General features: G+C 52.0%; 29 protein-coding genes and 1 tRNA gene. 16 read left to right on the forward strand and 14 right to left on the reverse strand.

What is annotated here, in order from left to right; genetic code table 11:
- Positions 1 to 87: 87 nt before the first annotated feature.
- The 6 genes from J4E70_RS08655 to J4E70_RS08680 all read right to left on the reverse strand — a co-directional run bounded on the left by J4E70_RS08655 (position 88) and on the right by J4E70_RS08680 (position 4607).
- Positions 88 to 849 (reverse strand): DUF1194 domain-containing protein, encoded by a 762-nt coding sequence (locus tag J4E70_RS08655; RefSeq protein WP_213888695.1) that lies wholly within the window; start codon positions 847 to 849, stop codon positions 88 to 90.
- Between the two features lie 56 nt (positions 850 to 905).
- The gene (locus J4E70_RS08660) at positions 906 to 1937 is read right to left on the reverse strand and encodes a MaoC family dehydratase (RefSeq protein ID WP_213888696.1); all 1032 of its coding nucleotides are present in this window, start codon (positions 1935 to 1937) and stop codon (positions 906 to 908) included.
- Positions 1937 to 2140: a DUF1737 domain-containing protein gene (locus tag J4E70_RS08665; protein WP_213888697.1), complete on the reverse strand. Its 204-nt coding sequence runs from the start codon at positions 2138 to 2140 to the stop codon at positions 1937 to 1939. The genes J4E70_RS08660 and J4E70_RS08665 overlap by 1 nt, the downstream gene beginning before the upstream one ends.
- The gene (locus J4E70_RS08670) at positions 2137 to 2694 is read right to left on the reverse strand and encodes an NnrU family protein (RefSeq protein WP_213888698.1); all 558 of its coding nucleotides are present in this window, start codon (positions 2692 to 2694) and stop codon (positions 2137 to 2139) included. The genes J4E70_RS08665 and J4E70_RS08670 overlap by 4 nt, the downstream gene beginning before the upstream one ends.
- Before the next feature lie 7 nt (positions 2695 to 2701).
- Positions 2702 to 3559 carry an HpcH/HpaI aldolase/citrate lyase family protein gene (locus tag J4E70_RS08675; RefSeq protein ID WP_213888699.1) on the reverse strand — a complete coding sequence of 286 codons (858 nt, stop codon included), beginning with the start codon at positions 3557 to 3559 and terminating at the stop codon, positions 2702 to 2704.
- 295 nt (positions 3560 to 3854) lie between these two features.
- On the reverse strand, positions 3855 to 4607 hold the full coding sequence (locus tag J4E70_RS08680; RefSeq protein ID WP_213888700.1) for a sulfite exporter TauE/SafE family protein: 753 nt from the start codon (positions 4605 to 4607) through the stop codon (positions 3855 to 3857).
- Between the two features lie 161 nt (positions 4608 to 4768).
- Between J4E70_RS08680 and mdh the strand changes: the two genes are divergently transcribed.
- Together mdh and J4E70_RS08690 are read left to right on the forward strand one after the other, a co-directional pair.
- Complete coding sequence (gene mdh / locus J4E70_RS08685) at positions 4769 to 5731, forward strand: malate dehydrogenase (RefSeq protein WP_213888701.1); 963 nt, start codon at positions 4769 to 4771, stop codon at positions 5729 to 5731.
- An 84-nt stretch (positions 5732 to 5815) separates the two neighbouring features.
- Complete coding sequence (locus J4E70_RS08690) at positions 5816 to 6118, forward strand: hypothetical protein (protein ID WP_213888702.1); 303 nt, start codon at positions 5816 to 5818, stop codon at positions 6116 to 6118.
- A 49-nt stretch (positions 6119 to 6167) separates the two neighbouring features.
- Here the strand turns inward: J4E70_RS08690 and J4E70_RS08695 are convergent, their stop codons facing one another.
- A complete protein-coding gene (locus J4E70_RS08695; RefSeq protein ID WP_213888703.1) occupies positions 6168 to 6575 on the reverse strand; it encodes an MAPEG family protein in 408 nt (135 codons plus the stop codon).
- Between the two features lie 118 nt (positions 6576 to 6693).
- Between J4E70_RS08695 and J4E70_RS08700 the strand changes: the two genes are divergently transcribed.
- From J4E70_RS08700 to lpdA, 8 genes are all read left to right on the forward strand, one after another.
- Entirely contained in the window at positions 6694 to 7074 is a 381-nt protein-coding gene (locus J4E70_RS08700) for a winged helix-turn-helix transcriptional regulator (protein WP_213888704.1), read from the forward strand.
- 209 nt (positions 7075 to 7283) lie between these two features.
- Positions 7284 to 8477, forward strand: coding sequence for an ADP-forming succinate--CoA ligase subunit beta (gene sucC / locus J4E70_RS08705; protein ID WP_213888739.1), 1194 nt, complete (start codon positions 7284 to 7286; stop codon positions 8475 to 8477).
- A 16-nt stretch (positions 8478 to 8493) separates the two neighbouring features.
- A complete protein-coding gene (locus J4E70_RS08710; protein WP_213888705.1) occupies positions 8494 to 8799 on the forward strand; it encodes a hypothetical protein in 306 nt (101 codons plus the stop codon).
- A gap of 7 nt (positions 8800 to 8806) precedes the next feature.
- Complete coding sequence (sucD, locus tag J4E70_RS08715) at positions 8807 to 9688, forward strand: succinate--CoA ligase subunit alpha (protein ID WP_213888706.1); 882 nt, start codon at positions 8807 to 8809, stop codon at positions 9686 to 9688.
- A gap of 187 nt (positions 9689 to 9875) precedes the next feature.
- Positions 9876 to 10544, forward strand: a complete 669-nt coding sequence (locus J4E70_RS08720) for a hypothetical protein (RefSeq protein ID WP_213888707.1) — start codon at positions 9876 to 9878, stop codon at positions 10542 to 10544.
- A gap of 20 nt (positions 10545 to 10564) precedes the next feature.
- A complete protein-coding gene (locus tag J4E70_RS08725) occupies positions 10565 to 13516 on the forward strand; it encodes a 2-oxoglutarate dehydrogenase E1 component (protein WP_213888708.1) in 2952 nt (983 codons plus the stop codon).
- Positions 13517 to 13522: 6 nt separating this feature from the next.
- On the forward strand, positions 13523 to 15073 hold the full coding sequence (gene odhB, locus J4E70_RS08730; RefSeq protein ID WP_213888709.1) for a 2-oxoglutarate dehydrogenase complex dihydrolipoyllysine-residue succinyltransferase: 1551 nt from the start codon (positions 13523 to 13525) through the stop codon (positions 15071 to 15073).
- 175 nt (positions 15074 to 15248) lie between these two features.
- Positions 15249 to 16637: a dihydrolipoyl dehydrogenase gene (gene lpdA, locus J4E70_RS08735; RefSeq protein WP_213888710.1), complete on the forward strand. Its 1389-nt coding sequence runs from the start codon at positions 15249 to 15251 to the stop codon at positions 16635 to 16637.
- 75 nt (positions 16638 to 16712) lie between these two features.
- Here lpdA and J4E70_RS08740 read toward each other — a convergent pair whose 3' ends face one another.
- Together J4E70_RS08740 and J4E70_RS08745 are read right to left on the reverse strand one after the other, a co-directional pair.
- Complete coding sequence (locus J4E70_RS08740) at positions 16713 to 17363, reverse strand: GntR family transcriptional regulator (protein WP_213888711.1); 651 nt, start codon at positions 17361 to 17363, stop codon at positions 16713 to 16715.
- 32 nt (positions 17364 to 17395) lie between these two features.
- Positions 17396 to 18079, reverse strand: a complete 684-nt coding sequence (locus J4E70_RS08745) for a M48 family metallopeptidase (protein ID WP_213888712.1) — start codon at positions 18077 to 18079, stop codon at positions 17396 to 17398.
- A 177-nt stretch (positions 18080 to 18256) separates the two neighbouring features.
- Between J4E70_RS08745 and J4E70_RS08750 the strand changes: the two genes are divergently transcribed.
- The 4 genes from J4E70_RS08750 (at position 18257) to J4E70_RS08765 (ending at position 19455) form a co-directional block, all read left to right on the forward strand.
- Positions 18257 to 18583 (forward strand): TIGR02300 family protein, encoded by a 327-nt coding sequence (locus tag J4E70_RS08750; RefSeq protein WP_213888713.1) that lies wholly within the window; start codon positions 18257 to 18259, stop codon positions 18581 to 18583.
- Between the two features lie 76 nt (positions 18584 to 18659).
- Positions 18660 to 18735: transfer RNA gene (locus J4E70_RS08755), tRNA-Ala, on the forward strand.
- A 178-nt stretch (positions 18736 to 18913) separates the two neighbouring features.
- Positions 18914 to 19147 carry a hypothetical protein gene (locus J4E70_RS08760; RefSeq protein ID WP_213888714.1) on the forward strand — a complete coding sequence of 78 codons (234 nt, stop codon included), beginning with the start codon at positions 18914 to 18916 and terminating at the stop codon, positions 19145 to 19147.
- A gap of 20 nt (positions 19148 to 19167) precedes the next feature.
- A complete protein-coding gene (locus J4E70_RS08765) occupies positions 19168 to 19455 on the forward strand; it encodes a hypothetical protein (RefSeq protein ID WP_213888715.1) in 288 nt (95 codons plus the stop codon).
- Between the two features lie 215 nt (positions 19456 to 19670).
- On the opposite strand, the gene mauJ is transcribed toward J4E70_RS08765, so the two are convergent.
- From mauJ to J4E70_RS08785, 4 genes are all read right to left on the reverse strand, one after another.
- Positions 19671 to 21101 carry a methylamine utilization protein MauJ gene (gene mauJ, locus J4E70_RS08770; RefSeq protein WP_213888716.1) on the reverse strand — a complete coding sequence of 477 codons (1431 nt, stop codon included), beginning with the start codon at positions 21099 to 21101 and terminating at the stop codon, positions 19671 to 19673.
- 18 nt (positions 21102 to 21119) lie between these two features.
- A complete protein-coding gene (locus J4E70_RS08775; RefSeq protein ID WP_213888717.1) occupies positions 21120 to 22505 on the reverse strand; it encodes a hypothetical protein in 1386 nt (461 codons plus the stop codon).
- A gap of 663 nt (positions 22506 to 23168) precedes the next feature.
- Positions 23169 to 23435, reverse strand: a complete 267-nt coding sequence (locus J4E70_RS08780; RefSeq protein WP_213888718.1) for a hypothetical protein — start codon at positions 23433 to 23435, stop codon at positions 23169 to 23171.
- Positions 23436 to 23505: 70 nt separating this feature from the next.
- Complete coding sequence (locus tag J4E70_RS08785; RefSeq protein ID WP_213888719.1) at positions 23506 to 24126, reverse strand: hypothetical protein; 621 nt, start codon at positions 24124 to 24126, stop codon at positions 23506 to 23508.
- Positions 24127 to 24247: 121 nt separating this feature from the next.
- Here J4E70_RS08785 and J4E70_RS08790 point away from each other — a divergent pair, with 121 nt between their 5' ends.
- On the forward strand, positions 24248 to 24595 hold the full coding sequence (locus J4E70_RS08790) for a helix-turn-helix domain-containing protein (protein ID WP_213888720.1): 348 nt from the start codon (positions 24248 to 24250) through the stop codon (positions 24593 to 24595).
- A 9-nt stretch (positions 24596 to 24604) separates the two neighbouring features.
- Here the strand turns inward: J4E70_RS08790 and J4E70_RS08795 are convergent, their stop codons facing one another.
- Entirely contained in the window at positions 24605 to 24763 is a 159-nt protein-coding gene (locus J4E70_RS08795; RefSeq protein ID WP_213888721.1) for a hypothetical protein, read from the reverse strand.
- A gap of 54 nt (positions 24764 to 24817) precedes the next feature.
- Between J4E70_RS08795 and J4E70_RS19705 the strand changes: the two genes are divergently transcribed.
- A partial coding sequence (locus J4E70_RS19705) for an IS3 family transposase (protein WP_425516548.1) occupies positions 24818 to 25057 on the forward strand: 240 nt, incomplete at its 3' end.

Below are 25057 nucleotides of genomic sequence, written 5' to 3' on the forward strand. Positions count from 1 at the left end.
TTGGCACAGTGGGTAAATATTTTAATCTTGTGATCACAGCAAAGTATCCCGTGATCACAAATTTTAGCAACAATCCGCGTTTCGTGCTCACCAAACAGTTTCTTCATCCGTACGAACAGCATAAAGCTTCGTCTCGCTCTCTGTCTGTTCGTTTCTGACAACCTGATTGGTAATTTCTCTACGAAGTTTGGTTCGCATTCTGTCTGGGTACTCGTTGAAACCATTTGCAGTCACAACAAATGCCCCTTGCCCGGTGATCACGTTTTCCCAAAAGTAACTCGTCAGATCCTCGTCCGCCTTTTCAATGACCAATGCATTGACGGTGATCCCGATACGCTGGAGATTTGAATGCACATCACGCGGCTCTGTGCCTTCATTGGATTCACCGTCGCCGGAGACATCAATGACCAAACGTTTGCAATCCGGTACATCCGAAAAATGTTCTGCCGTGAAATTCAAGGCATCACCAATGGCGGTTGAAAAACTACGCCATTCCCGTGGAACAGTCTCGATAACACTTGCAAGCTTTTCCACATCTTCAAAACTGCGAACGCGCGTCCAGGGAACCGATAGAATTTGACGGCTCGATCCAGTCCATTGAATGAGTGCAATAGCTGCCTCAGCCCGAACAAGCGCTTCGGAAATCACCCCGTCACGCAGGCCATTGGCCAGCCCCTGCATTTGAATCTGGTATTCTCTTTGGTCCACCGAACCGGAGATATCAACAGCAAGTGCAAGCGCAACCTCGCAAGCCTTAGCAGGCAACGCCGATGTAAATACCGCAGTCGCCAAAATGGCCCCGCTAATCCGGCCAATAACACCGTGCGAAGTTTCGTCAGGCTTGCTCATCACCGCAGCCTAGCACAGGCTCAAAAATCTGAAACCTTCATTCGCGGCGCGGCTGATCACATTGGCATGAGCGCCCAGTAATCCAGATCAAGCAGCACCTCGGGCAGGTATTTCCCATCATCGCCCTTCAGAACAAATGGTTCACCACCCTTTGTCGCGACCAATCTTAGTCGAATTGCCCCGACACCCGGCGCATTGGTCTCGGATTTATCGAGCACTTCAGACCATGCCCGGACCGTATCGCCAGTAAAACAGGGGTTCGCGTGGGCACCCGCATTAAGCCCGACAACCATCTGCGCATTCGCGAGCCCATTGAACGACAAGGCGCGCGCCATCGAAATTACATGCCCGCCATAGATCAGCCGCTGCCCGTCTGCCCGGTTTGTCGCATCAAAATGCACCTTCGCCGTGTTCTGCCACAACCGCGTTGCCATCATGTGCTCTGCTTCTTCGACGGTCACGCCATCAACGTGATCCACCTGTTCGCCGATCGCGTAATCGCGCCACTTGTGCGGCTCCCCTGCCAAGGTGAAATTATAGTTGGTGAAATCGAGCCCTGCTTGAATAACAAGATCTTCCGGTGCAACGACCTTTGCCAGGTCCGGCACCTTGGTTTCCGGGGCCGCTGCATCAAGATCGCGTTTGCGTACCATCACCCAGCGCACATATTCCAGCACGGCCTTGTCACGCTGGTTCAACCCGCGTGTCCGCACCCAGACCACACCTGATTTTCCATTGGAGTTTTGCTTTAAACCAATGACTTCACTTTCGGAACGCAGAGTGTCACCCGGCACAACAGGCAGCAACCAGCGACCTTCTGCATAGCCAAGGTTCGCGATTGCGTTCAGTGATATATCAGGCACGGTTTTGCCAAAGACGGTATGAAACGCGATAAGATCATCAAGTGGCGGTACAGAAAGCCCGCAGTTCCGCGCAAACTCATCCGAAGAATAGAGCGCGTGGCGCGCAGGATAGAGCGCATGGTAAAGTGCGCGTTCCCCACCCGAAACGGTACGTGGTACGGCGTGCGCAATTACTTGCCCGACGCGGTAATCCTCAAAAAACCATCCGGGGTTGGTTTTGGCCATTACTGCTCTCCCAGTTTCATGTCAGGCCTGTAGGTACCTGCCGTTTCTTTCACAACGGCTTGCCCACAGCGCATAACACCATTCGCGGCGTCAAAAGCGTAAGTTGGGTCACCCTGCAACACCCACCCCTTGTTCAGCGCGGCTGTGACCTTGTGGCAAAACTCAGACGTGTCGTCCGCACTTAGAAATCGGTAAAGCTTCATCCATAGGTTCCCAGAAACGGGCTGTATCCCAACCAATTGTGAACAAGGGCGATAATGACGAACAGCACCAGCGTTACAACACCAACGCGCAGGTCCTTGGTGATCGAACCGGCAACCGGTTGGTTCCACGTACCTTCACCCCGGTTAACCAGAACCATTTCCGAAACAGACCAAACGGCCATCGTTCCAAACAAAACCAGCGATGCCTGATCCCCGTTCACCAGCAAATGCGCCACCGCCCAGATAAGCATACCTGTCAGCATCGGATGACGGAGCTTGGAGCCAACAATCCCACCGCTTTTTCCGACACCCATCAAAAATATCGCGATAAGCATGAGAAGATTGTTCAGATGCCCCATCCCCGCCATAGGCGTATAAACTGGTATGTTTACAGTGCTGCGATAACCGATAACCATCAGAACAACACCAGCCAATATAGTAATCGCAACCAGCCCCTTGCCCTTGTCACCAAGTGCTGCGCGCAGATCAGGCATCAGGCGTTTAAAGAAATGTGCGGCGATCCATAAGATCAAACCAAGTATCAAAAGTGTCATTGCTGCCTCATTCAGTTGCGAGTGCGGCAATAGCGTCTAATTTATCCAAAGCCTGCCGCGCGGTCACGATATGCAGATTCTCAACGATCTTACCATCCACAACTGCGACTGCTTTGCCGGCGGCTTTGGCTGCCTCGTAAGCAGAGATCTGACGACGGGCCAAGTCAATTTCTTCTTCTGACGGTGCGAAAGCCTCATTGGCTGGTGCAAGTTGCGCAGGGTGAATCAGGGTTTTGCCATCAAAACCCATGTCACGACCCTGTTTGCATTCCACGAGCAACCCTTCTTCGTCCTTGAAAGCGTTATAAACACCGTCGATTGCCAGAACACCGTGTGCACGCGCTGCCAACAGGCAGTGCTGAAGCGACGCAAGCATCGGTTCCCGGTCAGGGCGGTGTCGGCTTTTCAGCTCACTCGCAAGGTCGTTGGTGCCCATCACCAAACACTGGATTTGCGGGTGCGCTGCAATTTCTACCACGTTCAGAATACCCGTTGGTGTTTCCATCATCGCCCAGATAGGCCGCTTGCCAATAATCGCCGCCAGCGCATCAACATCCTTTGCACTGCTGACTTTAGGTAGCAAGATCGCGTCAGCCTTCATATCGCGGGCTACTTCGGCATCCGCCTGCCCCCATGGCGTGTCCAACCCGTTTATCCGGGCAATCAGGGTTCTTTTGCCGTATCCGCCAGCTGCGAGTGCGCTGGAAAGAAGCCAGCGCGCAGAGTCTTTTTCCTCGGCGGCAACGGCGTCTTCAAGGTCAAATATGATGGCGTCTGTCGGCAGACTCCGCGCTTTTTCCAGCGCCCGGGCATTTGACGCAGGAAGATAAAGAACTGACCGAAAGGGTCGCGCGGCTTGGCTCATGATTCCGTCTCCGTAATATAGTTGCGCAAAACACCACAACAGCGCACCATTTGACAAGACCCGATTTGCCGCATCGCAGAATTTACGCTGCGATTGCAAATTATGCTTTCCTGCACGCCCTGTTAACCGCTTTTTCAATTCCCTTCAGCAAGCTCTTTGCACGTGGCTTTCATTTCGGACTGCCCAGATCGTAAAGCCTGCTAAGGAGACCAAAATTGAAAATCCAACTGACAACGCTCTCATTTGGAATCGGGGCCTTGCTATTGGCGATCCAACACGCCCTGTCCTACCTGACCTAAGTTAGCGCATCCCAAATCAATTTCGCTCCTGTCAGTGTCAAGAATACGTAGGTCAAAAGGAAGAACCAGCGCTCAGACAGCTTAAAATGGAATTTGACCCCCAGCCGGACCCCGAACACCGCGACAGGTGCCAGTAGCAAATCTGCAAACAAGGTTTCCTGAGTAACTATTCCAAGCGCCAAATACGGACCGAACTTCAGCAAATTGATGATCCAAAAGGTGATCACCGTCGTCGCCTGAAACGCAGTTTTGCTCAGCCCGTGCGACAACAAGTAGACGGCTGCAGGTGGCCCGCCCGCATGGCTGATAAAGCTTGTAAATCCGGCAACAACACCTGCTAACAAACCGACTGCAGGGGTCAATGGCCTGTGTGCCGGGGAAATCCAGCCCAGCGCCCGCCCACCCTGAAACGCAACAAAACTGATCGCGACAATCCCGATCAGCAACCTGAACAGATCAGGTTTTGCAATTGAGTAAAGTGCGCCCCCAAGCATTACACCGGGTACCGCCCCAATGATCAGCGCCCGCGCATGGGGCCAATCCCACTGACGCCAGTAAGGGCGAAGTGCGCTTACATCCATCAGCATCAAAAGCGGCAACATCAACCCGATCGCCACTCCCGGTTCCAGAATCAGGGCAAGCAATGGAGTTGCGGCAAAAGCGGCGCCAGAGCCAAATCCGCCTTTTGATACCCCGGCAAACACGACCGCAGGGATCGCAAGTGCAAAAAAGGTGAAATCCATCACCATACGTGAAAAACCCCTAAAAACCGTCCGTTCTTACCTGCTTAGCGCAGCCTCCGCTCTGGTCAACCGGGCAATACGCGTCTTTGCCGCAGCGCAGCAGACTTGCGAAAACTGTCAGGAATAGATACGCAACCTGCGAATTTAACGTTTCAAGGATCAAATTCATGGCCAGACCCAAAATCGCACTTATCGGCTCCGGACAGATCGGTGGCACCCTTGCGCACCTCGCTGCAATGAAAGAGCTTGGCGATGTTGTTCTATTTGACATTGCAGACGGCGTTCCTCAGGGCAAAGCACTCGACATCGCGGAATCCGGCCCATCCGAGGGCTTTGATGCGGCCATGTCAGGCACGACATCCTACGCTGATATCGCTGGCGCTGATGTTTGTATCGTGACTGCCGGAGTTGCGCGCAAGCCGGGCATGAGCCGCGATGACCTGCTGGGCATTAACCTCAAGGTTATGAAATCTGTTGGCGAAGGCATCAAGGCACACGCGCCAAACGCATTTGTCATCTGCATCACCAACCCGCTTGACGCAATGGTCTGGGCGCTGCGCGAATTTTCCGGCCTGCCGCATGAAAAAGTTGTTGGCATGGCGGGAGTGCTTGACTCAGCACGTTTCCGCCACTTCCTGAGCCTGGAATTCGGGGTTTCTATGCGTGACGTCACTGCTTTTGTTCTGGGCGGTCACGGCGACACGATGGTGCCGCTGACACGCTATTCCACCGTTGGCGGCATCCCACTGCCTGATCTGGTGGCCATGGGCTGGACCACACAGGAAAAACTCGACGCGATCGTACAACGCACCCGCGACGGAGGTGCTGAAATTGTTGGTCTGTTGAAAACAGGTTCTGCTTTTTATGCCCCGGCAACCTCTGCCATTGAAATGGCCGAATCTTACCTGAAAGACCAGAAACGCGTGTTGCCATGTGCAGCTTATGTTGACGGTGCCCTTGGCCTTGACGGTATGTACGTTGGTGTCCCGACCGTTATTGGCGCTGGCGGCATTGAACGCGTCATCGACATCAAGATGTCAAAAGACGAGCAGGCCATGTTCGACAAATCTGTCGATGCGGTCAAAGGCCTGGTGAAAGCCTGTAAAGAGATCGACGGTTCACTAAGCTAACTAAGGTATGGAATTCCTTACCAGTTCTTGAATGCACGCCTTCGGGCGTGCATTTCCTTTTTTGGAATAGAAAAGGAAAGAGCTTTGTCATACCTGTTACCAATGTTGCTGCTATTCTGCATTCCAGGGATGGTCGGAATTGGAATCGCAAAAAGTGGAAAACGCGAATCGCGCGTCCGGGCCAGAATACTTCTCATTTTTATTTCGATTGCGTTAGCCTTGTTTTGGCTTGTGTGTTGGCTCTACTTCTTCTTGGCGTTCTCTATAGGAGGTGGCAATCCCACATTTTTCCAGATAGCGATTGCGGCCTTTGTGCCTTCCATCCCCGCCCTGCTTGCAACTGCCTTTACTATTTTCGCCGTCAAGCCTCCTGAAAAGAAAACTTGATGCGCCTTCCACATAGTTTTGGAAAGCGCACCACGATGGTTCTAGGGTTTTACCACAGTCCGAGAATGCGGCCAGCCATTGTCATTTGGCAACCAAACCCAATCAGAAAAACGACTGTTCTGATCGCCGGAATGGCAAAGATGTGAATGAAGTAATGCGCCAGTCTTATCCAGAAATAGAGCACCGCTGCCCCTGCTGTTAGCGCGTCATTCAAGCCAAGCGCCGATACCAAAATCACAAGCGGGGCATAGACCGCCATGTTTTCAACCGCGTTGTAGTGCGCGCGTTTCGCTCTGAGTGCCCAGTCCGCATCATGTGGGTGTGCCCCTGTTGGGTCCCAGACTGCCTTAACAGGGCCAAGCTGCACCATCAGTTGTACAATGTACGGTGCCCAGAAAAGGCCTGTCATGATTAGCGTTATTGTGAGCCAGTAAAGATCGGGGGTTAGCGTCAGCATGTAAATTTCTCCTTGATTGTGACGCGGTGTCGATATCAAATTACTTTCACGCTCGTAAGTATGCACAAATAATGTCTATACTTACACTTTGGATAGTATTGGATGCGGAAGGCACGATATGCGTAAACAAAGACATAAATCAGAAAACCTGACGGAATGCCCGATGGAAGCAACGCTTGATCTGATCGGGGGCAAATGGAAAGGCGTCATCCTGTTCCGTCTAAGCGAATGCACCCGTCGTTTTAACGAACTGAACCGGCTGCTCTGCAGAATATCCCCCCGTACACTGACCAAACAATTGCGCGAACTGGAAGCCGACGGATTGATCCGTCGCACGGTCTATGCCGAAGTGCCGCCGCGCGTTGAATATGACCTGACAGAACTGGGGCAGAGCCTGCAACCTGTGATCGCCGCCCTGATGGGTTGGGGCACAGAGTACGCGCTGCCTCACCTGAATTCTGCGGAAAAAGATACGGCGTCTACAGCAGAATTCGTTTAGCTCTGACGTTACAGTAAACAACAAGCTGATGATTCTCTCATAATGGTGTTAGAAAATAAGCGCTTCTTCTTTTGTGATCACACGATTTCAGCTTGTGATCACAAAACGTTAATATTTCCCAAACCAGCGTGTTTTCTCAAATAAATTCTTTTATTTGCTGCGCATGCAAGTCTTTAGTGTCGAAGATTGCAGCAAAATGGGATGAGTTCGTGAACATTCATGAATACCAGGCGAAGGCATTGCTTCGCAGCTACGGCGCCCCGGTTTCTGACGGGCGTGTTGTATTGAAAGCCGAAGACGCAAAAACAGCGGCGGGCGAAATGGATGGCCCGCTTTGGGTTGTCAAAGCGCAGATCCACGCTGGCGGACGCGGCAAAGGAAGTTTTAAAGAGCCGGATGCTGGTGACAAAGGCGGTGTACGCCTGACCAAATCTGTCGAAGAGGCGGCGACCGAAGCCAAGAAAATGCTGGGACGCACGCTTGTCACCCACCAAACCGGTCCGGCAGGCAAACAGGTTAACCGCATCTATATCGAAGACGGCTCTGGCATTGAAACCGAACTTTATCTTGCCCTGCTGGTAGATCGTCAAACATCGCGCATTTCCTTTGTTTGCTCGACCGAGGGCGGCATGGACATCGAAGAAGTTGCTGCAAGCACACCGGGAAAGATCCTGTCCTTCTCTGTTGACCCTGCCACGGGATACCAGGCCTTCCACGGTCGCCGCATTGCCTTTTCTCTTGGTCTTGCTGGCCCGCAGGTCAAACAATGTGTCGTGCTGATGGGCCTGCTCTACAAAGCGTTCCTCGAAAAAGACATGGAGATGCTGGAGATCAACCCGCTGATCGTCACAGACAGGGGCGACCTGAAAGTGCTCGACGCCAAAATCAGCTTTGATGGCAACGCGGTCTACCGCCACGCAGACATCGCTGAACTGCGCGACACGACCGAGGAAGACCCAAAAGAACTTGAAGCCTCGAAATACGACCTGAACTACATCGCGCTTGACGGTGAAATCGGCTGTATGGTCAACGGCGCGGGCCTAGCCATGGCGACGATGGACATCATCAAGCTTTACGGGTCTGAACCTGCCAACTTCCTTGATGTTGGTGGCGGTGCCACGACCGAGAAAGTGACCGAGGCGTTCAAGATCATCACGTCTGACCCGAACGTAAAAGGCATCCTTGTAAACATCTTCGGTGGCATCATGCGCTGTGATGTGATCGCAGAGGGGGTTGTTGCCGCCGTGAAAGAGGTTGGTCTTCAGGTCCCCCTCGTCGTGCGCCTGGAAGGTACCAACGTTGAACGGGGTAAAGAAATTATCAACACCTCCGGCCTCAACGTCATCGCCGCCGACAACCTCAGCGATGCTGCTGAGAAAATCGTTAAAGCGGTGAAAGGGTAGATTAAGCAATCGAATGTTGGCCGCCTCTCTCATAGCTTTTGTGTGCGCATTAACCGCTGCAAGTCTTTTCGGATGGTTATTCGGTAAAAGCGAAGGCAGTTTTTCCTCAAGAGTCAAACGGCAGATTCTAGTTGCCGTTGCCGTTACCTTCGGCATCTTCATGTTTCTCGGTTCAATGAATACGGTTGACGTTCCTCTCGGCGATATAGTCGTCCGGGTTTTAGCCATAGCAACAACAATTGGTGCCGCGTTCGGCTGTGCAATAAATGTAACTTTTTTGTGGTCTCAGACTGAAACTGCTGAAATTAGCGATAAAGGGTGAATGGCAAATGGCCGTACTCATAGACGAAAATACCAAGGTAATCTGTCAGGGCCTCACGGGCTCGCAAGGCACCTTCCACTCTGAACAGGCAATTGCTTACGGCACCAAAATGGTTGGTGGCGTAACGCCGGGCAAAGGTGGGCAGTCCCACCTTGACCTGCCGGTCTTTAACTCGGTGCACGAGGCACGGCACACAACGGGGGCGAACGCCTCTGTCATTTACGTGCCACCGCCCTTTGCGGCAGATTCAATCCTCGAGGCGATTGACGCCGAAATGGAACTAATCGTCTGCATCACCGAAGGCATCCCTGTGCTTGACATGATGCGCGTTCAGCGGGCGCTGGAAGGCTCTGCCTCCCGCCTTGTCGGGCCAAACTGCCCGGGTGTTATCACGCCAGAGGCCTGCAAGATCGGCATCATGCCCGGTCATATCCACAAACGCGGCTCTTGCGGTGTGGTTTCGCGCTCTGGCACACTGACGTATGAGGCCGTGAAACAGACAACCGATATGGGCCTTGGCCAGTCAACGGCTGTTGGCATCGGTGGCGACCCCATCAAAGGGACCGAACATATCGACGTGCTTGAAATGTTCCTTGCTGATGATGAAACCCAGTCGATCATCATGATTGGTGAAATCGGTGGTTCCGCCGAAGAAGAAGCCGCGCAATTCCTGGCCGATGAAAAGAAAAAAGGCCGCTGGAAGCCGACCGCCGGTTTCATCGCAGGCCGCACCGCCCCTCCGGGCCGCCGCATGGGCCACGCAGGCGCGATTGTCGCCGGTGGCAAAGGCGACGCGGAAAGCAAGATCGAAGCGATGCGTTCCGCCGGGATTATTGTTGCTGACAGCCCGGCGGGTCTGGGCGAGGCTGTGCTTAAGGCGATCGGTTAAACTGTGACTTGTGACGCAGCATATACACTAAGGGCAGTGCCCGAACCGCAGGGGTGGACGCAAAGCGCCCGCCCCGTGGGGGGCGGTTCGGGCGCTGCCCGGCGTGTCCGCCGTGCGAAAGGGTTCTTCTGATGGGACCGTTTCAGGCCATAAGATTAGATTTCACGAACATGTTGAAAGCGATTGGATGACAACTTTGACCCAAACTTTTAGCAACTGGCGAGTTGCACTCGCCTCCCTGATCGTGGGGCTTACTGCTTACCCAGTTATTGCATCAGAACATTTGGATCAGGCGATCGCCCACTGTCTCGATATTTCCTTGGAAAAACGAACTGTCGTCGAGCAATTGCTTAGTGACGGTTGGGAACAGGCTTCGGACGATGGCGTTTCTGCTGTTAGTATTTTTGAAGCCGACTATTCTGCAATCAATCTTGTCGAAAGTGGTCAACTCTCAGATGTTTCGGCACAGGAAAGACACGAGGGAGCTGTCAGATACAGAGAAAAAATCGAAAGGTCGACCAAAAGGACGCTCCTACGTTCTATTCAAAGCGATCCAGTTGAAGTCCGCGTAACTGCACTCGTACACAAAGCTGGAGCATTCGCTATCATCTCTGAACTTGGAAGAATGATCCAATGCCGGCTTTTTCTCGATCATCCTGCCCCCCTTCCAACAGATCTCACCGGAAGAAGTTCTCTGCCAGAGCTTCGTCTGTCCGATCAAAGCTCCAAACACACGCGCGGCGAGGGTGCCACGTTTACCGAAATTGTCTCCATTATTCCAGATAGCGAAGCCTTCTCTGAATTGATGGGATTTGATCCGAGCTTCAACTTATTCCTGGAGGTTCGTAGGCGTTAAGCCACTACGGAGGTAACAAAATGACCGAACAAAGCCCAAACGACCAATTCCACGCGTCTTCCTTCTTGCAAGGGCATAACGCGGAATATGTGGAACAGCTTTATGCCCGCTATGCCAATGACCCGAATGCGGTTGACGAGGCATGGCAAGCGTTTTTCAAGGAACTCGGCGACGCCGACATGGACGTCAAGGCCGAGGCCTCCGGCCCCTCATGGGCGCGCACGGACTGGCCCCCGGTTCCGAACGATGACCTGACACAGGCGCTTGACGGGCAGTGGATAGAAGAGCCGAAAAAGGCGGGCGAAAAGATCAAGGCCAAGGCCGTCGAAGTTGGTGTCGAGGTGTCTGACGATGCCATCAAGCGCGCCGTGCTCGACAGTATCCGCGCCCTGATGATCATCCGCGCCTACCGTATCCGGGGCCACCTTGCCGCTGACCTTGACCCGCTCAGAATGCGCGATCAGTCCCAGCGGCCAGAGCTTGATCCAAAAACATATGGCTTTGAAGAAGGCGACATGGACCGCCCAATCTTCCTCGACAATGTGCTTGGGCTGCAAATCGCCACGATGCGGCAGATCATCGATATCGTACGCCGCACCTATTGCGGCACCTTTGCGCTGCAATACATGCATATTTCCAACCCTGAAGAATCCGGTTGGCTAAAAGAACGTATCGAAGGTTACGGCAAGGAAATTGCCTTTACCCGCGAAGGGCGCAAAGCGATTCTGAACAAGCTGGTCGAGGCTGAGGGTTTTGAAAAATTCCTGCACGTCAAATACATGGGAACCAAGCGCTTTGGCCTTGATGGTGCCGAAAGCCTGATCCCAGCGATGGAGCAGATCATCAAACGCGGTGGCGCACTTGGTATCAGAGACATCATAATCGGTATGCCCCACCGGGGGCGTCTTTCGGTGCTGGCCAACGTGATGGCCAAACCCTACCGCGCCATTTTCAACGAGTTTCAGGGCGGCAGCTTTAAACCCGAAGATGTGGATGGATCCGGCGATGTAAAATATCACCTTGGTGCGAGTTCTGACCGCGAATTCAGCGGCAACTCCGTGCACCTTTCGCTGACAGCCAATCCAAGCCATCTTGAGGCTGTTAATCCGGTCGTGATCGGCAAAGTCCGTGCAAAACAACAGCAGTTGAACGACGAGGACCGCACACAGGTCATGCCCGTGCTGCTGCACGGTGATGCTGCCTTTGCAGGGCAAGGCGTGGTTGCCGAATGTTTCGGCCTTTCGGGGCTCGTCGGCCACAAGGCCGGCGGTACGATGCATATCATCGTGAACAACCAGATCGGCTTTACCACCGCACCGCATTTCAGCCGGTCTTCGCCCTATCCAACAGATATCGCGCTGATGGTTGAGGCACCGATTTTCCACGTGAACGGCGATGACCCGGAAGCCGTGGTTCACGCGGCCAAGGTCGCAACGGAATTTCGCCAGAAGTTCCACAAGGACGTGGTCATCGATATCTTCTGCTACCGCCGCTTTGGGCACAACGAGGGGGATGAACCAATGTTCACCAACCCTCTGATGTATCAGAAGATCAAAAAGCAAAAAACCACACTGCAGCTTTATACTGAACGTCTGGTTCGTGACGGTCTGATCCCCGAAGGTGAAATCGAAGATATGAAAGCCGCGTTTCAGGCCCATCTGAACGAGGAATTTGAAGCCGGCAAAGACTACAAGCCAAACAAGGCTGACTGGCTCGATGGGCGCTGGTCCCACATAGACAAGCAAAAAGAAGACTACCAGCGCGGCCAGACTGCGATCAGGGAAGACACGCTGGCCGAGGTCGGTAAGGCGCTGACCACCCTGCCCGAAGGTTATCCGGTACATAAAACGGTGGCCCGGATGCTGGAAACCAAGAAAGCCATGTTTGAAAACGGCAAAGGCATCGACTGGGCGACTGGCGAAGCACTTGCGTTTGGGTCGCTCCTGACCGAGGGCCTGCCGGTTCGGCTCGCAGGTCAGGACGCAACGCGCGGCACCTTTAGCCACCGTCATTCAGGCATCGTTAGTCAGGAAACAGAAGAACGCTACTACCCGCTGAACCACGTTCGCAAAGGTCAGGCGCATTACGAAGTTATCGACTCGATGCTTTCGGAATACGCGGTGCTTGGTTTTGAATACGGCTATACGCTGGCGGAACCGAACGCCTTGGTAATGTGGGAAGCACAGTTTGGCGATTTTGCCAACGGTGCGCAGATCATGTTTGACCAGTTCATTAGTTCTGGAGAATCAAAATGGCTGCGGATGTCCGGCCTTGTGGTGCTCTTGCCGCACGGGTTTGAGGGGCAAGGGCCAGAACACAGTTCTGCCCGGCTGGAGCGCTTCTTGCAAATGTGTGGTGGTGACAACTGGATCGTTGCAAACTGCACGACCCCTGCAAACTACTTTCACATCCTGCGCCGCCAGATCCACCGCAGTTTCCGCAAACCGCTGATCCTGATGACACCAAAATCGCTGCTGCGCCATAAAATGGCAGTGTCAAATGCAGAGGACTTTACAGACGGGTCATCCTTCCACCGCATCCTTTGGGACGACGCACAAAAGGGCAACTCTGATACCAAGCTCGCAGCCGACAGCAAGATCAAACGCGTGGTTATGTGTTCAGGTAAAGTTTACTACGACCTGCTGGAAGAGCGTGACACGCGTGGCATCAAGGATATCTATCTGATGCGTGTCGAACAATTCTATCCGTTCCCGGCGATGAGCCTTGTGAATGAACTGCAGCGTTTCAAAAACGCCGATGTCGTCTGGTGCCAGGAAGAACCTAAAAACCAAGGTGGCTGGACCTTTATGGAACCCAATATTGAATGGGTTCTGGGTCGCCTGAAGAACGCGGCCAAACGCCCAGCCTATGCGGGTCGCCCCGCCTCTGCTTCGCCCGCGACGGGCCTTGCCAGCCAACACAAACATCAACAAGCCGCGCTCATTGATGACGCGCTGACCATCAAAGGGTAATTGATCATGTCCACAGAAGTCCGCGTCCCAACTCTGGGTGAAAGCGTTACCGAAGCCACCGTCGCCACCTGGTTCAAAAAACCCGGCGACAGCGTTGCAGTTGATGAAATGCTCTGCGAGCTGGAAACCGACAAGGTAACGGTCGAGGTTCCTTCGCCGGTTGCCGGAACGCTTGGTGAAATTGTTGCAGCCGAAGGTGAAACTGTTGGTGTCAGCGCCCTGCTCGCAACCATTTCCGAAGGTGCCTCCGCCGCTGCGGCACCTGCTGCCGCTGCTGCACCAAAGGCAAAAGCAGCACCCGCTGCTCCAGAAACTGCCAGCAGCGTTGACATTATGGTTCCAACCCTGGGGGAAAGCGTTACAGAAGCAACCGTTGCGTCATGGTTCAAAGCTGTCGGTGACACCGTTGCGCAAGACGAAATGCTATGTGAACTTGAAACCGATAAGGTCTCGGTCGAGGTTCCCGCACCAGCCAGTGGCGTGCTTACAGAAATAGTTGCTGCCGAAGGTGCAACAGTCGAGGCGTCGGCAAAGCTTGGCGTGATCTCCGGGTCTGCGAGCGGCGCTGTGGCTGCCAGTGCAGCCCCAGCCACAGCAGCGGCAGGGGCCGCAGCGGAGACCGGCAAAGACATCGAGAACGCCCCATCCGCCAACAAGCTGATGGCCGAAAAAGGCATCGACCCAGCAACGGTGGCAGGTACGGGCAAAGATGGCCGGATCATGAAAGAAGACGTGCAGAACGCGACCGCTGCAGCAAAAGCCGCAACGCCCGCTGCTGCACCGGCGGCACCTGCTCCTGCTCCCGCCACAGCCGCGCCCGCTGCCGTTCCACGCGCACCGGTTGCTGCTGATGACGCCGCGCGTGAAGAGCGCGTGAAAATGACCCGCTTGCGCCAAACCATCGCGCGCCGCCTGAAAGAAAGCCAGAACACCGCCGCCATGCTCACGACCTATAACGAGGTCGACATGGGTGCTGTGATGGACCTGCGGAACGAATACAAAGACCTGTTTCTGAAAAAGCATGGCGTAAAGCTTGGCTTCATGTCGTTCTTCACCAAGGCCTGTGTTCACGCGCTGAAAGAAGTACCAGAGGTCAACGCCGAAATCGATGGTACAGATGTTGTCTACAAGAACTTCGTTCACATGGGCATCGCTGCAGGGACTCCAACCGGCCTTGTCGTACCAGTGATCCGCAATGCTGACAGCATGTCATTCGCGACCATCGAAAAGGCAATTGCCGAAAAGGGCGCGCGTGCTCGCGATGGCAAGCTGTCGATGGAAGAAATGCAGGGCGGCAGCTTTACCATCTCAAACGGGGGTGTCTACGGCTCGCTCATGTCGTCGCCCATCCTGAACCCACCGCAATCCGGTATTCTGGGGATGCACAAAATTCAGGACCGCCCAATGGCAATCAACGGTGAGGTCGTGATCCGCCCGATGATGTATCTGGCGCTCAGCTACGACCACCGGATCGTTGACGGCAAAGGTGCTGTGACATTCCTCGTGCGCGTCAAAGAAGCGCTCGAAGATCCGCGCCGCTTGCTGATGGATTTATAAAATGAACCCGGGGTGTTCTGCCGCCAGAACATCCCGACCCGCTTCCCGAAAAACTGGCGTCTCTCTCAAAATGGCACCCTACATTCAGGAAGTCTCCACCGCAAAAAGTTGTAAAAGTTTAAAAAACGGTCTTTGATTGCTTTAAAGACTTACAAATTCCCTACAGGAGACCCCCATGGCAAACTATGACGTGATCATCATCGGCGGCGGCCCCGGCGGCTATGTCTGCGCGATCCGCTGCGCGCAGCTTGGCCTGAAAACCGCATGTGTCGAAGGTCGTGACACGCTGGGCGGCACCTGCCTGAACGTCGGCTGCATTCCGTCAAAGGCGCTTCTGCATGCAAGCCATATGCTGCACGAGGCAGAGCACAACTTTGCCAAGATGGGCCTGAAGGGCAAAAGCCCCTCTGTCGATTGGCCCCAAATGCTCGCCTATAAGGATGACGTCATTGGGCAGAACACCAAGGGTATCGAATTCCTGTTTAAAAAGAACAAGGTAGACTGGCTGAAAGGTTGGGGCTCTATCCCAGAGGCAGGCAAGGTTAAGGTCGGTGACGAGGTGCATGAAGCAAAGGCCATCGTTATCGCAACCGGCTCTGAATCCTCAGACCTTCCCGGTGTTGAGGTGGATGAGAAAACCGTCGTCACATCGACCGGCGCACTGGCATTAGGAAAAGTTCCAAGAACCATGGTCGTGATTGGCGCGGGCGTGATCGGCCTTGAAATGGGGTCGGTCTATGCACGGCTTGGCACGGATGTGACCGTGGTGGAGTTCCTTGATCAGATCACCCCCGGCATGGACCTTGAAATCTGTAAAACATTCCAGAGAACTTTGAAAAAACAAGGGCTTAAGTTCATCATGGGGGCTGCGGTTCAAAGCGTAACAAAACAGCGAGCCAAAGCCAAAGTCACTTACAAACTGCGTAAAAACGACAAGGAAGATACACTTGATGCAGATGTCGTTCTCGTCGCAACCGGTCGTCGTCCCTATACCGAAGGTCTCGGCCTTGAGGCGTTAGGCGTCACTGTCTTCCCGCGTGGTCAAATCCAGACAAACGATCACTGGGAAACTGACGTCAAAGGTATTTATGCCATCGGTGATGCAATCGAAGGACCAATGCTGGCACATAAGGCCGAAGACGAAGGCATGGCGGTTGCAGAAGTAATCGCAGGCAGAAAAGGCCATGTAAACTACGGCGTTATTCCCGGCGTTATCTACACAGCCCCCGAAGTTGCAAGTGTGGGAAAGACCGAAGAAACCCTGAAAGAAGAAGGCCGCGCGTATAAAGTTGGCAAGTTTTCCTTCATGGGTAACGGCCGCGCAAAGGCGATGTTCGCGGGGGACGGGTTTGTAAAAATCCTGGCTGACGCGGAAACAGACCGTATTCTTGGGGCGCATATTCTGGGCCCATCCGCAGGTGAATTGATCCATGAATTGTGCGTCGCAATGGAATTTGGCGCCTCGGCACAGGATATTGCCCTGACCTGCCACGCGCATCCTACCTGTTCCGAAGCAGTCCGCGAAGCGGCACTCGCCTGCGGCGACGGGGCGATCCATTCCTGAGGCCAACAGCTGAATAGAACTTGGAAACGCCAGCAATATTGCTGGCGTTTTCTTTTTAAAACAACTGGTTGCTTGTTAGGTGATCAGCAGGCGCAAACCTTGAGTTACGTCCGTGCGCACCGCCAATCGCAGGCCCGGCTCATCCCCTGCCCTAAGGGCCGCAATAATCAGGCGGTGGTTTCGTGGCGGATCTGTCTGGCGCAAACGTCCATAAAGGGCGCGCATCGTAGGGCCAAGCTGCAACCAGACCGTTTCGACCATAGCTAACATTGCCGGGGCCTGGGCACGCAGATATAGCGTTCTGTGAAACTCCAGATTGGTACGGATATAACCAACGGCATCCTGCTTTGCCACGGCTTCAGAAATCGTGCCGTTGATCATCTGCAAACGTTCAATCAGTGCGATATGAGCACGTGGTAAAGCCCTGGAAGACAGCTCTGGCTCCAGCAAGGCGCGCAAGGCGGCAAGCTCTTCCAGACGTTCGTTTGACAGCGCTGGGGTCGAGACACGACCCGAGGTAGACATCGTCAGCGCACCTTCTGCTGACAGCCGCCTGACTGCCTCGCGTGCAGGGGTCATGGAAACACCAAAGGCTTTGCCAACCCCGCGTATGGTCAGGGATTGACCGGGTGCCAGTTCACCATGCATAATCTGGCTACGCAGGCTGCGGTATAACCTGTCGTGAGCAGCGGTTACTGCCTCTGTCGGGCGGGAATGGATCAACATGCTATATTGTGATCACATATCAGTGGGCATCGTCAATCTGTGAAGCTGTATTGATGCAGCAAACCACCGTTCTTTCGCAACCAGCTCCGCGGGGCCTGATAGTCCGGATAGATTTTTTCAACAACGCTCCAATACGCCGGGGAATGGTTTAATTCCTTCAGGTGCGCTGCCTCATGCGCCGCCACGTAGCGCAGCACTTCCGTCGGTGCCATGACCAGCCGCCAGGAATACATCAGATTTCCCTCTGCTGTGCAGGACCCCCACCGCGACCGCGTATCACGCAAAGTTAGCCGAGCATAAGGGCACCCAACAGCAGATGCATAGTGGTCCGATGCAGCTTGCAACCTGTCACGCGCCGCAACTTTTAAAAAAGCTCTAATCTGAGCTGCTGTGCGCGCTGGTTGATCAGGAACAACAAGCGCATCCTGTTCAGCACGCACCCTGCGTGTTGTCTCGGGTACAATTTTCAACAGCCGGCCTTCAAACAACACCTGCCCCCCAATCTGTACTTTTTCTGTTTTTGGCTGCTGTTCAAGATGCTTGCGAATCCAGTGCTCTTTCTCCTGAGCAAATGCCAGAGCTTCTTCAACTGGTACTCTTTTGGGCAACGAAAGTGTAACGCGCCCATCCAACCGCGACACCCTCAGCGACAGCCGACGCGCCCGCGCAGACCGTTTCAACGCAATTTCAATAGGTGGATCGCCCGTAAGGATCATCTGCTGTTCGCTGCCTGTATTTTAATTTTGTATTGATATTTACCGTAACACGAAGGTTTATTCACGTCATTTTCGCCAATTGCGCAAATGTTATTCAAAAGCCTTTGACAGTAATCGCAGGGTATGGCAGTTGGCTGCGACTCTCAAAAATGATGGCGACGCTTGAAGGGAAAATTCATGGCCAAAGAAGAATGGGGTGTAAAGCGCCTCTGCCCGACAACTGGCAAACGTTTTTATGATTTGAACAAAGATCCGATCGTCAGCCCCTATACCGGCGAAGTGGTTAATCTGGACACCGGCAACAAATCACGTGTGATGATCGCGGACAAAGAAGATAAAAATTCAGCCGAAAAAGTTGTAGCAGACGAAGAAGTCGTTCTGGATGACGACGCAGATGTCGATCTGGCCGATGATCTTCTGGACGATGACGATGACGACGATGATGATGGTGACGTTTCTCTTGACGAGATCGTCGATGTCGCTGCGAATGACGACGACAATTAATCTAAGATGGGGCTCTTTTCACTTGAATTGGGCCCCACGCTCGCCTAGATAGCAGCGCACAGATTAATTCTGGATCGGGGCCTTAGCTCAGCTGGGAGAGCGCTTGCATGGCATGCAAGAGGTCAGGGGTTCGATCCCCCTAGGCTCCACCAAATAAAATCATTAAGATACTGAAATATAACGAAAACGCGAGATATAGAAAACTCTGTCCCGCCAATTTTCCCACCATCAGGTATCTGAAGAACCCTCTCAGTTAATATAGTTTGGTTGTCTCTTTCGCCCTGCAATGCGCGGTTTCGCGCTTCTATTTGCAACACGAAAGGTACGAACATGACACTTCCAGAACTCGATCTTGAACCAGCACACGCTCGTTTAAAAGAATTTGCCGAGTGGACAGGAACAAAACCGCCAGAAACTTTGGTTGATGACGACGGCGCACCAACCAACGAGCTTTTGGCCTACACCCGGCAACAAGGCCTATCTCTTGATTGGCTCTTTGTAGGCGATGTTGGTTGCCTCGTAAGGGAAGTCCGCAGAAGCCGCCTTGAAAATGTAGCTGCGTAGAACATTGGGAGGATCTTCAAATGAAACTCACGATGTATCAGCTCTACTGCAAATGGTTCCACCTCAGCGAAAGCATTGTCAGGAACTGTATTGATTCAAAACTCACTCGACTTCGCGAAACTGAAGATCAGATAGCTGAACTGCGATGCGTAACCATTCAGGACTATGCAATCAAAGTTATGCTCGTGCATGACAATTCCGATATTGAGATGCCTCCTATTGAAAGGTCACTCGTTCGGGATGCATTGCTAGTTCTTAGCAACATCCGTGATGATGAAGCTAAGAAGGACGAGGAAGCTCCGGCATAGGCAGACAAGGCTCTCAGCGGGCAAAACCTTCGCTGAGAGTGCCATATCGCTGTAGGGATTTCGGTCGTAGTCACCGCTATTGGAATTTGGGTGAATTGGATTGGCGTCGGTGGCGCCCCATAAAGAATGCTAGGAATCAACGCAGGCGTCTAGAGCCCAGAGCAACCATAAGAATGTTAGGGGCTTGCAGCACTGCTATTTGTACTTGTGCCATTCTACTTAGCAGCTTCCAATTTTCTTCGATTCTCAGCGATGGATCGCCAAAATTCAATATCTTTGTCAAATTCGTCGGGCTGCACAACAACGTTGATTGGAATGAACGCGTCCTTTCGCGCGATAAGCTCACCTGTCTTGGAGTCGGCGATCTGTATAGAGCCGTTCAAGTAATACCATTTAGCAAATTCGGTTAACTCCGCCTTGTGAAACGCATACGTTGAGGAGTCATCATCTTGGGCACCGAAAAATCCATCATGTATGTCAAACTCCAAACGTTCCTCCGTAAAGTTCAAGGAAAACTTCACTCGGAGCCGTCCATCTTCACGCTCGAACTCGACATGAACTTTGTTCCCATCTTGCACAAAAGAAGTTGGTTGCAACCCCTTAAGCGCTTCGAAAGGCCCCTTTCCCTTTAGCTGGAAGTCGATAACTGGCACGTCTATTTCCTTGCTCGCGCCAATTGGCTTTCCCAAAACAACACTTTGAACTATTTCTGCGCCCAAAATCCTCTTAAAGCCGGAAAGTTCATAGAGATGCTCACGAAAAACTTTCCCGGCGGTTTGCACATTAAAATTTTCCTCAATCGCGAGTTCAGCCAAACCTTCGACCAGCGGTAGTTCATGATATAATCGATTTGAATCAGTGGGTTTATCGGGGTCAACAATCGGATTGCTGCCCGCATGAGCAATTGCACATCTCCCGGATTTGTAGAGGTGATCAGATACATTTAAGATACCTGAAGCGATCAACTTGCCCCATGCTCTTTTTCCCTCGCCATTGGGCAAGCGATTTACAGCTTGCGCAACCCATTCTTTGATCTTTGTTTTTCCGACGGCAACTTCCAACACCCGGTAAAAAGAGAGAAACGAATAAGCGATGTGACTTAAACCTCGACCCTCTCGCATAAGAGCCAATGCCAATTGATGCTTTGCTTCAGTTATCTCGGGAAGGTAGCATAGATCAAATTGATCTCTAATAACGAGGCCAGCGTTGGAACTTCGTTTGTAGGGGTAGAGTGCACTGCCTCCTCCAAAAGACAGCAATACCGATCCTTTCCCTTCGACCCAAGACAATACACTTAAGAAGCGAAGTATTTTTTCCCGCAGTTCGTCCTCATCTTTGCCTTGGACTCGGACAGCTATTCCAGGATACGCATCGATAGTGACCGGAATGATCCAGTATTCTTGCCCGAGGTACGCGATACGTTGGACACGCACCGGCCACGCCATCGACGATTCTACATATGCAACGATCCAGCGCCCAGGCTTTTTCAATTCGTCTGTCAGAGCGTCTTTGTATTCTAGAACTTTTAATCCGAGCATAATCTTCGATGTCTTCCCGCCGAATTCTCGCCGAACGAGATATCTGGCTAAACCTTTGGAAATGGAGCAATACGACAAAACCGCTGCAAGGGCAGCAATTTCAGTCACGATGCAACAGATAAACCACTAAATAGATTTAATGTTCTTTTGTAGCTTTTTTCGTTCCTGGATAAACAGAGGGAGCTCAGTACTAAGGGCTTTCGTGAAGCTATTCGGTCCATTAAATGGCCGATCGTGTTCCTTCGTCTTCGCAAGACTGTGTTTCTCTAATAGCCAAGCAGCGAAATAAAAAAAGCCTTCAATGCTAACGTCTGTTAGGTATTTCCCAAGATAGGTCGAATTCGCAATATCCTCACCTAAAGGCATATCTTCCCCGTGAACCAGCGAGCCTCTCTTCGAGTAAAATTCCCCGACTTTACCGTTCAAATCAGATTTCCAACCAGAAAATTCGAGAATGACCTTCGAGTTTTTTACAATTTGCTGCTTTATGCCTTTGTCAGAAGATACGTACAGTGCTTCTAAACAATTTGAAAAGGCTACGGTTCGTTCAGCATCACTCGCAGGGCTATTACCAATATCTAACCATATCATCGCTGTAATGAGTTTCTGCTCGAGAAATCTCCACCTACCTTCATTGATAACTTTTGCTAAAAACGAACCAAACAAGATGAACCAGTCTCTTGAACCATCTGACAAAAGATGCATTACAACATCATTTTCCGCATTTAAAATGAACTGCTTATGCCAACTAAAAAAGATCGACTCCTTTTCGTCTGAAGCAGAAGAGGAACTCATAAAAAACTCGAGAAGCTTGGGCATCATTTGCTTCGATGTTCCTAGCCACTTACTGTCCTGCAGTCGGAGTCGTGACTTAATTGCAGCAATGGCCATGCGTACGGAAAGATATGCTCGCTCTTGGGCCTTTGGTTCGCAGAAACCAGATATGCGGACGTGAGCTATCCAATTTTGAACATCATATTTAGCTTCAAATTCTTCGAGAGTGACAGAACCTTCTTTGGATATTTCAGGACCGTGCCTTTCTAGAAAAACTTTCTTATCGTAGAAAGTTACGGGACCAATAGAGAACTTTGTCATGCCTCGGAAGTTTGGGGCGAGGCAAGGGATATAGTAGTTCTTCGAGACAAGCTTATCTCGGCAAGTCACTTCGATGCAGTGATCGATAAACTCTTTATCATCGTACTCACAGCCCTTTAGAAGCAGTTTTCCAAATTCGACCTTTAAGACTTCCAAGAAATCTGAATTGCGGACACGACCTACGAGTTTGGGCTCAGAGCTGACGACGGTTTCTGATAGCTGGGCCAGCCTTTTGTGAGCGGCTTTTCCGATTATCTTCTTTCGGTTTCCTTCAAGCGGAATTTCGTAAAGCCAACCATCGTTCTTAATGGCTGACTTTATGCTCTCAATGTTTTGAGAAAGTTCGTGGTAACGAACCAACTCGTCCATTACGAATTTCAGCGTTTTATCAATTTTGCGAGAAGATAAGTTAGCCAAAACATAAAATCCGTTGTTAGGGTCGCATTTTACTGTTCTCGCAGATGCGCCAAAGACCTACTATCGCAACTGAGCGACCTATAGTCGACTTTGTTCGAATATCTGCTTTGTTTGCAACTCAAACGGTTCGAGTAGCTGAAAAAAGCGAAACGTCTCTTATAATTTTTATCTCGCAGCGCCTTTTCGAATGTAAAGCACACTTTGTCTTCTGCGACCTTCAATGTTCCAAGTTTCTTGTCAAGATTTACTCCATTTAGGTTTCGGCGAACCAGAAATTTTCCGTTCCTTGAATTCTCAAACCGCCCTACAAAATGCTGAAGCTAGAAATCGAAACGAGCAATTCTGTTGTTCGTCACCGTGGAGAGATGTGTCCAATCTTTGGGCTCCTTAAGATTGTCATCAATACGACAGACCAGCAACCTTTCAGGACAAACATCATTGTAGGATACGATAGATCCAAATTTTTGGGCGACGGTTCAGGGTCGATTTCATGGGACACATGAACACTGTGTTCGGCAACCGAATAGAACTTCTCACAATGCGCATTAAACCGGCACAGCAGCGACAAAGCGTGCGCGATGTCTTCTATATCAATCTTGTTTGGGTCTGGATGGGTAAGTGGAAATTTCTTCCCGGTGAATGTCTGTATCCAAGTGTCGTCGCTCAAATGCCTCGCCCCTTTGTTGGGTGATTTGGTCTCGACCGTACCGCTTCAACGTCCCCCGTCAACTCAAACAGCAGTGAGATCGACAGCGTTGCAGGCCATTCGATTTTGGTCTCCCCAATATGTTGCACCAAACCTTTGATATCATCTCCCGACCAAGTGTTGTCCCCTGCCCTGACCGACCAGCCCACTTTCTCTGGAACGGCTATCGTCAGCGCTATTGTTGTAGGTTCTTGATCCGGTTCACCTTTGTTGTCCTGCTCCATATCTACCTCTCAGTTACAGCAAAAAATATCCGAAAATATCAGCTGAAACAGCGCCTTACAAACCCCTTTGTTAAGGGCGAATGACCAGACATGGGTCGGCGAGAACTGGGTTGTTATTGTGGCACCAGCCCGTGCGCATCATGCAGGCTCCAACCAAGGATAGGACGTTGTCTTCATATACCGCATTTGCAGCATTGAGATCAGGGAGCGCTGCGCGAAACCCTTCAGCTGCGTTGAGCGCATCTTTCCAGTGCTCCCCGGGTCCGGCGTGGTTGGCACCACTGACGAAGGCCTCATAGAGCAACATGTCATTGCCGTTGGTCCAGCTATGCCAATCCAATGTCGCAGGTTTACTGGGAAGACGGTCTCGCAAACCTTCCAGAACATGACAAACCACTGCCAAACCTATTGTTGTTACCGTCGCCCCGGCCCCGGCTGACCACGGACGCCCGTTCTCGCCATTGCGTTGAGCAGTAAGCCGGTTCAACGGGCGGCTAATTGGAACGAACAAAGGTGCTTCAAATCCCAATGCAGCTGGTTTGTCCTTAGCCAATTCTGCAAAACAACAAATGAATGCATCAAGGCCATTGCCCGTTTCAACGGCATCACCATCCAATATCGCCCAGCCAATGTTCTTGGGAGCACCGACATCGATTGCGGCAATAACGATATTCTTTGGATCGTCCCGCAAATCGTCTTCGCTTCATGTAAATGCACTGATTTGCGCAAACTATGAAGTCCGGTCGTGTTTTGCAAAACTTTTCGAAGTATGTTCGATTTATTGATGCACAAGACGAAGTCTACTTCGTCATATGAGCAATCACTTAAAAACCTACCTTGGCGGCCAAGTCCGGTCGTTTCGGCGCACGACGGGTCAAACCCAGGCAGCAATTGGCGAAGCCATTGGCCGAACAGCTGAAGCCGTTTCAAACATTGAAACCGGAAAAAGCCTGCCAAGCCTCGACACACTTGTTTTGTTGGCAGGCGTCTTCAACGTTCCAATTACAGAGTTCTTTCCGGCGCAGGATCATGACCCCTCCCGGAGCCCGAACAGGTTAAAGCGCGAGGCTGAAGCGATGACCCTGATCCGCGCCATGCCGGACAAGGAACTTAGGATCGCACTCGCCCAATTGGAAGCGCTCAGCCAACTGGACAGTTAAAAGGGTGTTCTAGCTTACACGCCAATATGGGTTTTCAAATACGCCATCCGATTGGATTGCCCAATTGATGTAGTTCAATTCGATGCCAAGAAGTCTCTCAACCCCGGAAACATCAAACAACATCAACACGCCTGACCGTCGGTCTTGCACCATGAAAACCTGCTCCATAACCAGCCCCTGAAATTGCAAAAAAACTTCAGGAAAACATGGTGGGATATTTGCGTGCAAGTACTGGGATGCGGCATCGAGCGTAGCCGAGGTGCTTGGCTCGGAAACAAACCTTCACCATATAGGTTTGAGTGTTCCGGCTTTCTTCATCGTGCGTTGAATGACGGCAAGCCAACGAATGACGATGCGCTGCGTTTGGCGATGATCAGATTGGCCAAGCAGTATGGTCGGTATGGCTACAGGAAGGTCACAGCCCTTTTGCGGATGGAGGGCTGGAAGGTCAATCACAAGAAA

It is taken from the genome of Pseudohalocynthiibacter aestuariivivens (assembly GCF_018457175.1).
GTDB lineage: Bacteria > Pseudomonadota > Alphaproteobacteria > Rhodobacterales > Rhodobacteraceae > Pseudohalocynthiibacter > Pseudohalocynthiibacter aestuariivivens.

Coding starts and splice junctions, on each gene's coding strand:
- odhB (WP_213888709.1), top strand. CDS start 13,523: ATGTCCACAGAAGTCCGCGTCCCAACTCTGGGTGAAAGCGTTACCGAA.
- J4E70_RS08680 (WP_213888700.1), bottom strand. CDS start 4,607: ATGGTGATGGATTTCACCTTTTTTGCACTTGCGATCCCTGCGGTCGTG.
- J4E70_RS08675 (WP_213888699.1), bottom strand. CDS start 3,559: ATGAGCCAAGCCGCGCGACCCTTTCGGTCAGTTCTTTATCTTCCTGCG.
- J4E70_RS08695 (WP_213888703.1), bottom strand. CDS start 6,575: ATGCTGACGCTAACCCCCGATCTTTACTGGCTCACAATAACGCTAATC.
- J4E70_RS08750 (WP_213888713.1), top strand. CDS start 18,257: ATGGCCAAAGAAGAATGGGGTGTAAAGCGCCTCTGCCCGACAACTGGC.
- lpdA (WP_213888710.1), top strand. CDS start 15,249: ATGGCAAACTATGACGTGATCATCATCGGCGGCGGCCCCGGCGGCTAT.
- J4E70_RS08670 (WP_213888698.1), bottom strand. CDS start 2,694: ATGACACTTTTGATACTTGGTTTGATCTTATGGATCGCCGCACATTTC.
- J4E70_RS08700 (WP_213888704.1), top strand. CDS start 6,694: ATGCGTAAACAAAGACATAAATCAGAAAACCTGACGGAATGCCCGATG.
- J4E70_RS08790 (WP_213888720.1), top strand. CDS start 24,248: ATGAGCAATCACTTAAAAACCTACCTTGGCGGCCAAGTCCGGTCGTTT.
- J4E70_RS08725 (WP_213888708.1), top strand. CDS start 10,565: ATGACCGAACAAAGCCCAAACGACCAATTCCACGCGTCTTCCTTCTTG.
- sucD (WP_213888706.1), top strand. CDS start 8,807: ATGGCCGTACTCATAGACGAAAATACCAAGGTAATCTGTCAGGGCCTC.
- J4E70_RS08765 (WP_213888715.1), top strand. CDS start 19,168: ATGAAACTCACGATGTATCAGCTCTACTGCAAATGGTTCCACCTCAGC.
- J4E70_RS08745 (WP_213888712.1), bottom strand. CDS start 18,079: ATGATCCTTACGGGCGATCCACCTATTGAAATTGCGTTGAAACGGTCT.
- J4E70_RS08740 (WP_213888711.1), bottom strand. CDS start 17,363: ATGTTGATCCATTCCCGCCCGACAGAGGCAGTAACCGCTGCTCACGAC.
- J4E70_RS08795 (WP_213888721.1), bottom strand. CDS start 24,763: ATGGAGCAGGTTTTCATGGTGCAAGACCGACGGTCAGGCGTGTTGATG.
- J4E70_RS08655 (WP_213888695.1), bottom strand. CDS start 849: ATGAGCAAGCCTGACGAAACTTCGCACGGTGTTATTGGCCGGATTAGC.
- J4E70_RS08660 (WP_213888696.1), bottom strand. CDS start 1,937: ATGGCCAAAACCAACCCCGGATGGTTTTTTGAGGATTACCGCGTCGGG.
- J4E70_RS08665 (WP_213888697.1), bottom strand. CDS start 2,140: ATGAAGCTTTACCGATTTCTAAGTGCGGACGACACGTCTGAGTTTTGC.
- mdh (WP_213888701.1), top strand. CDS start 4,769: ATGGCCAGACCCAAAATCGCACTTATCGGCTCCGGACAGATCGGTGGC.
- J4E70_RS08760 (WP_213888714.1), top strand. CDS start 18,914: ATGACACTTCCAGAACTCGATCTTGAACCAGCACACGCTCGTTTAAAA.
- J4E70_RS08720 (WP_213888707.1), top strand. CDS start 9,876: ATGACAACTTTGACCCAAACTTTTAGCAACTGGCGAGTTGCACTCGCC.
- J4E70_RS08780 (WP_213888718.1), bottom strand. CDS start 23,435: ATGGAGCAGGACAACAAAGGTGAACCGGATCAAGAACCTACAACAATA.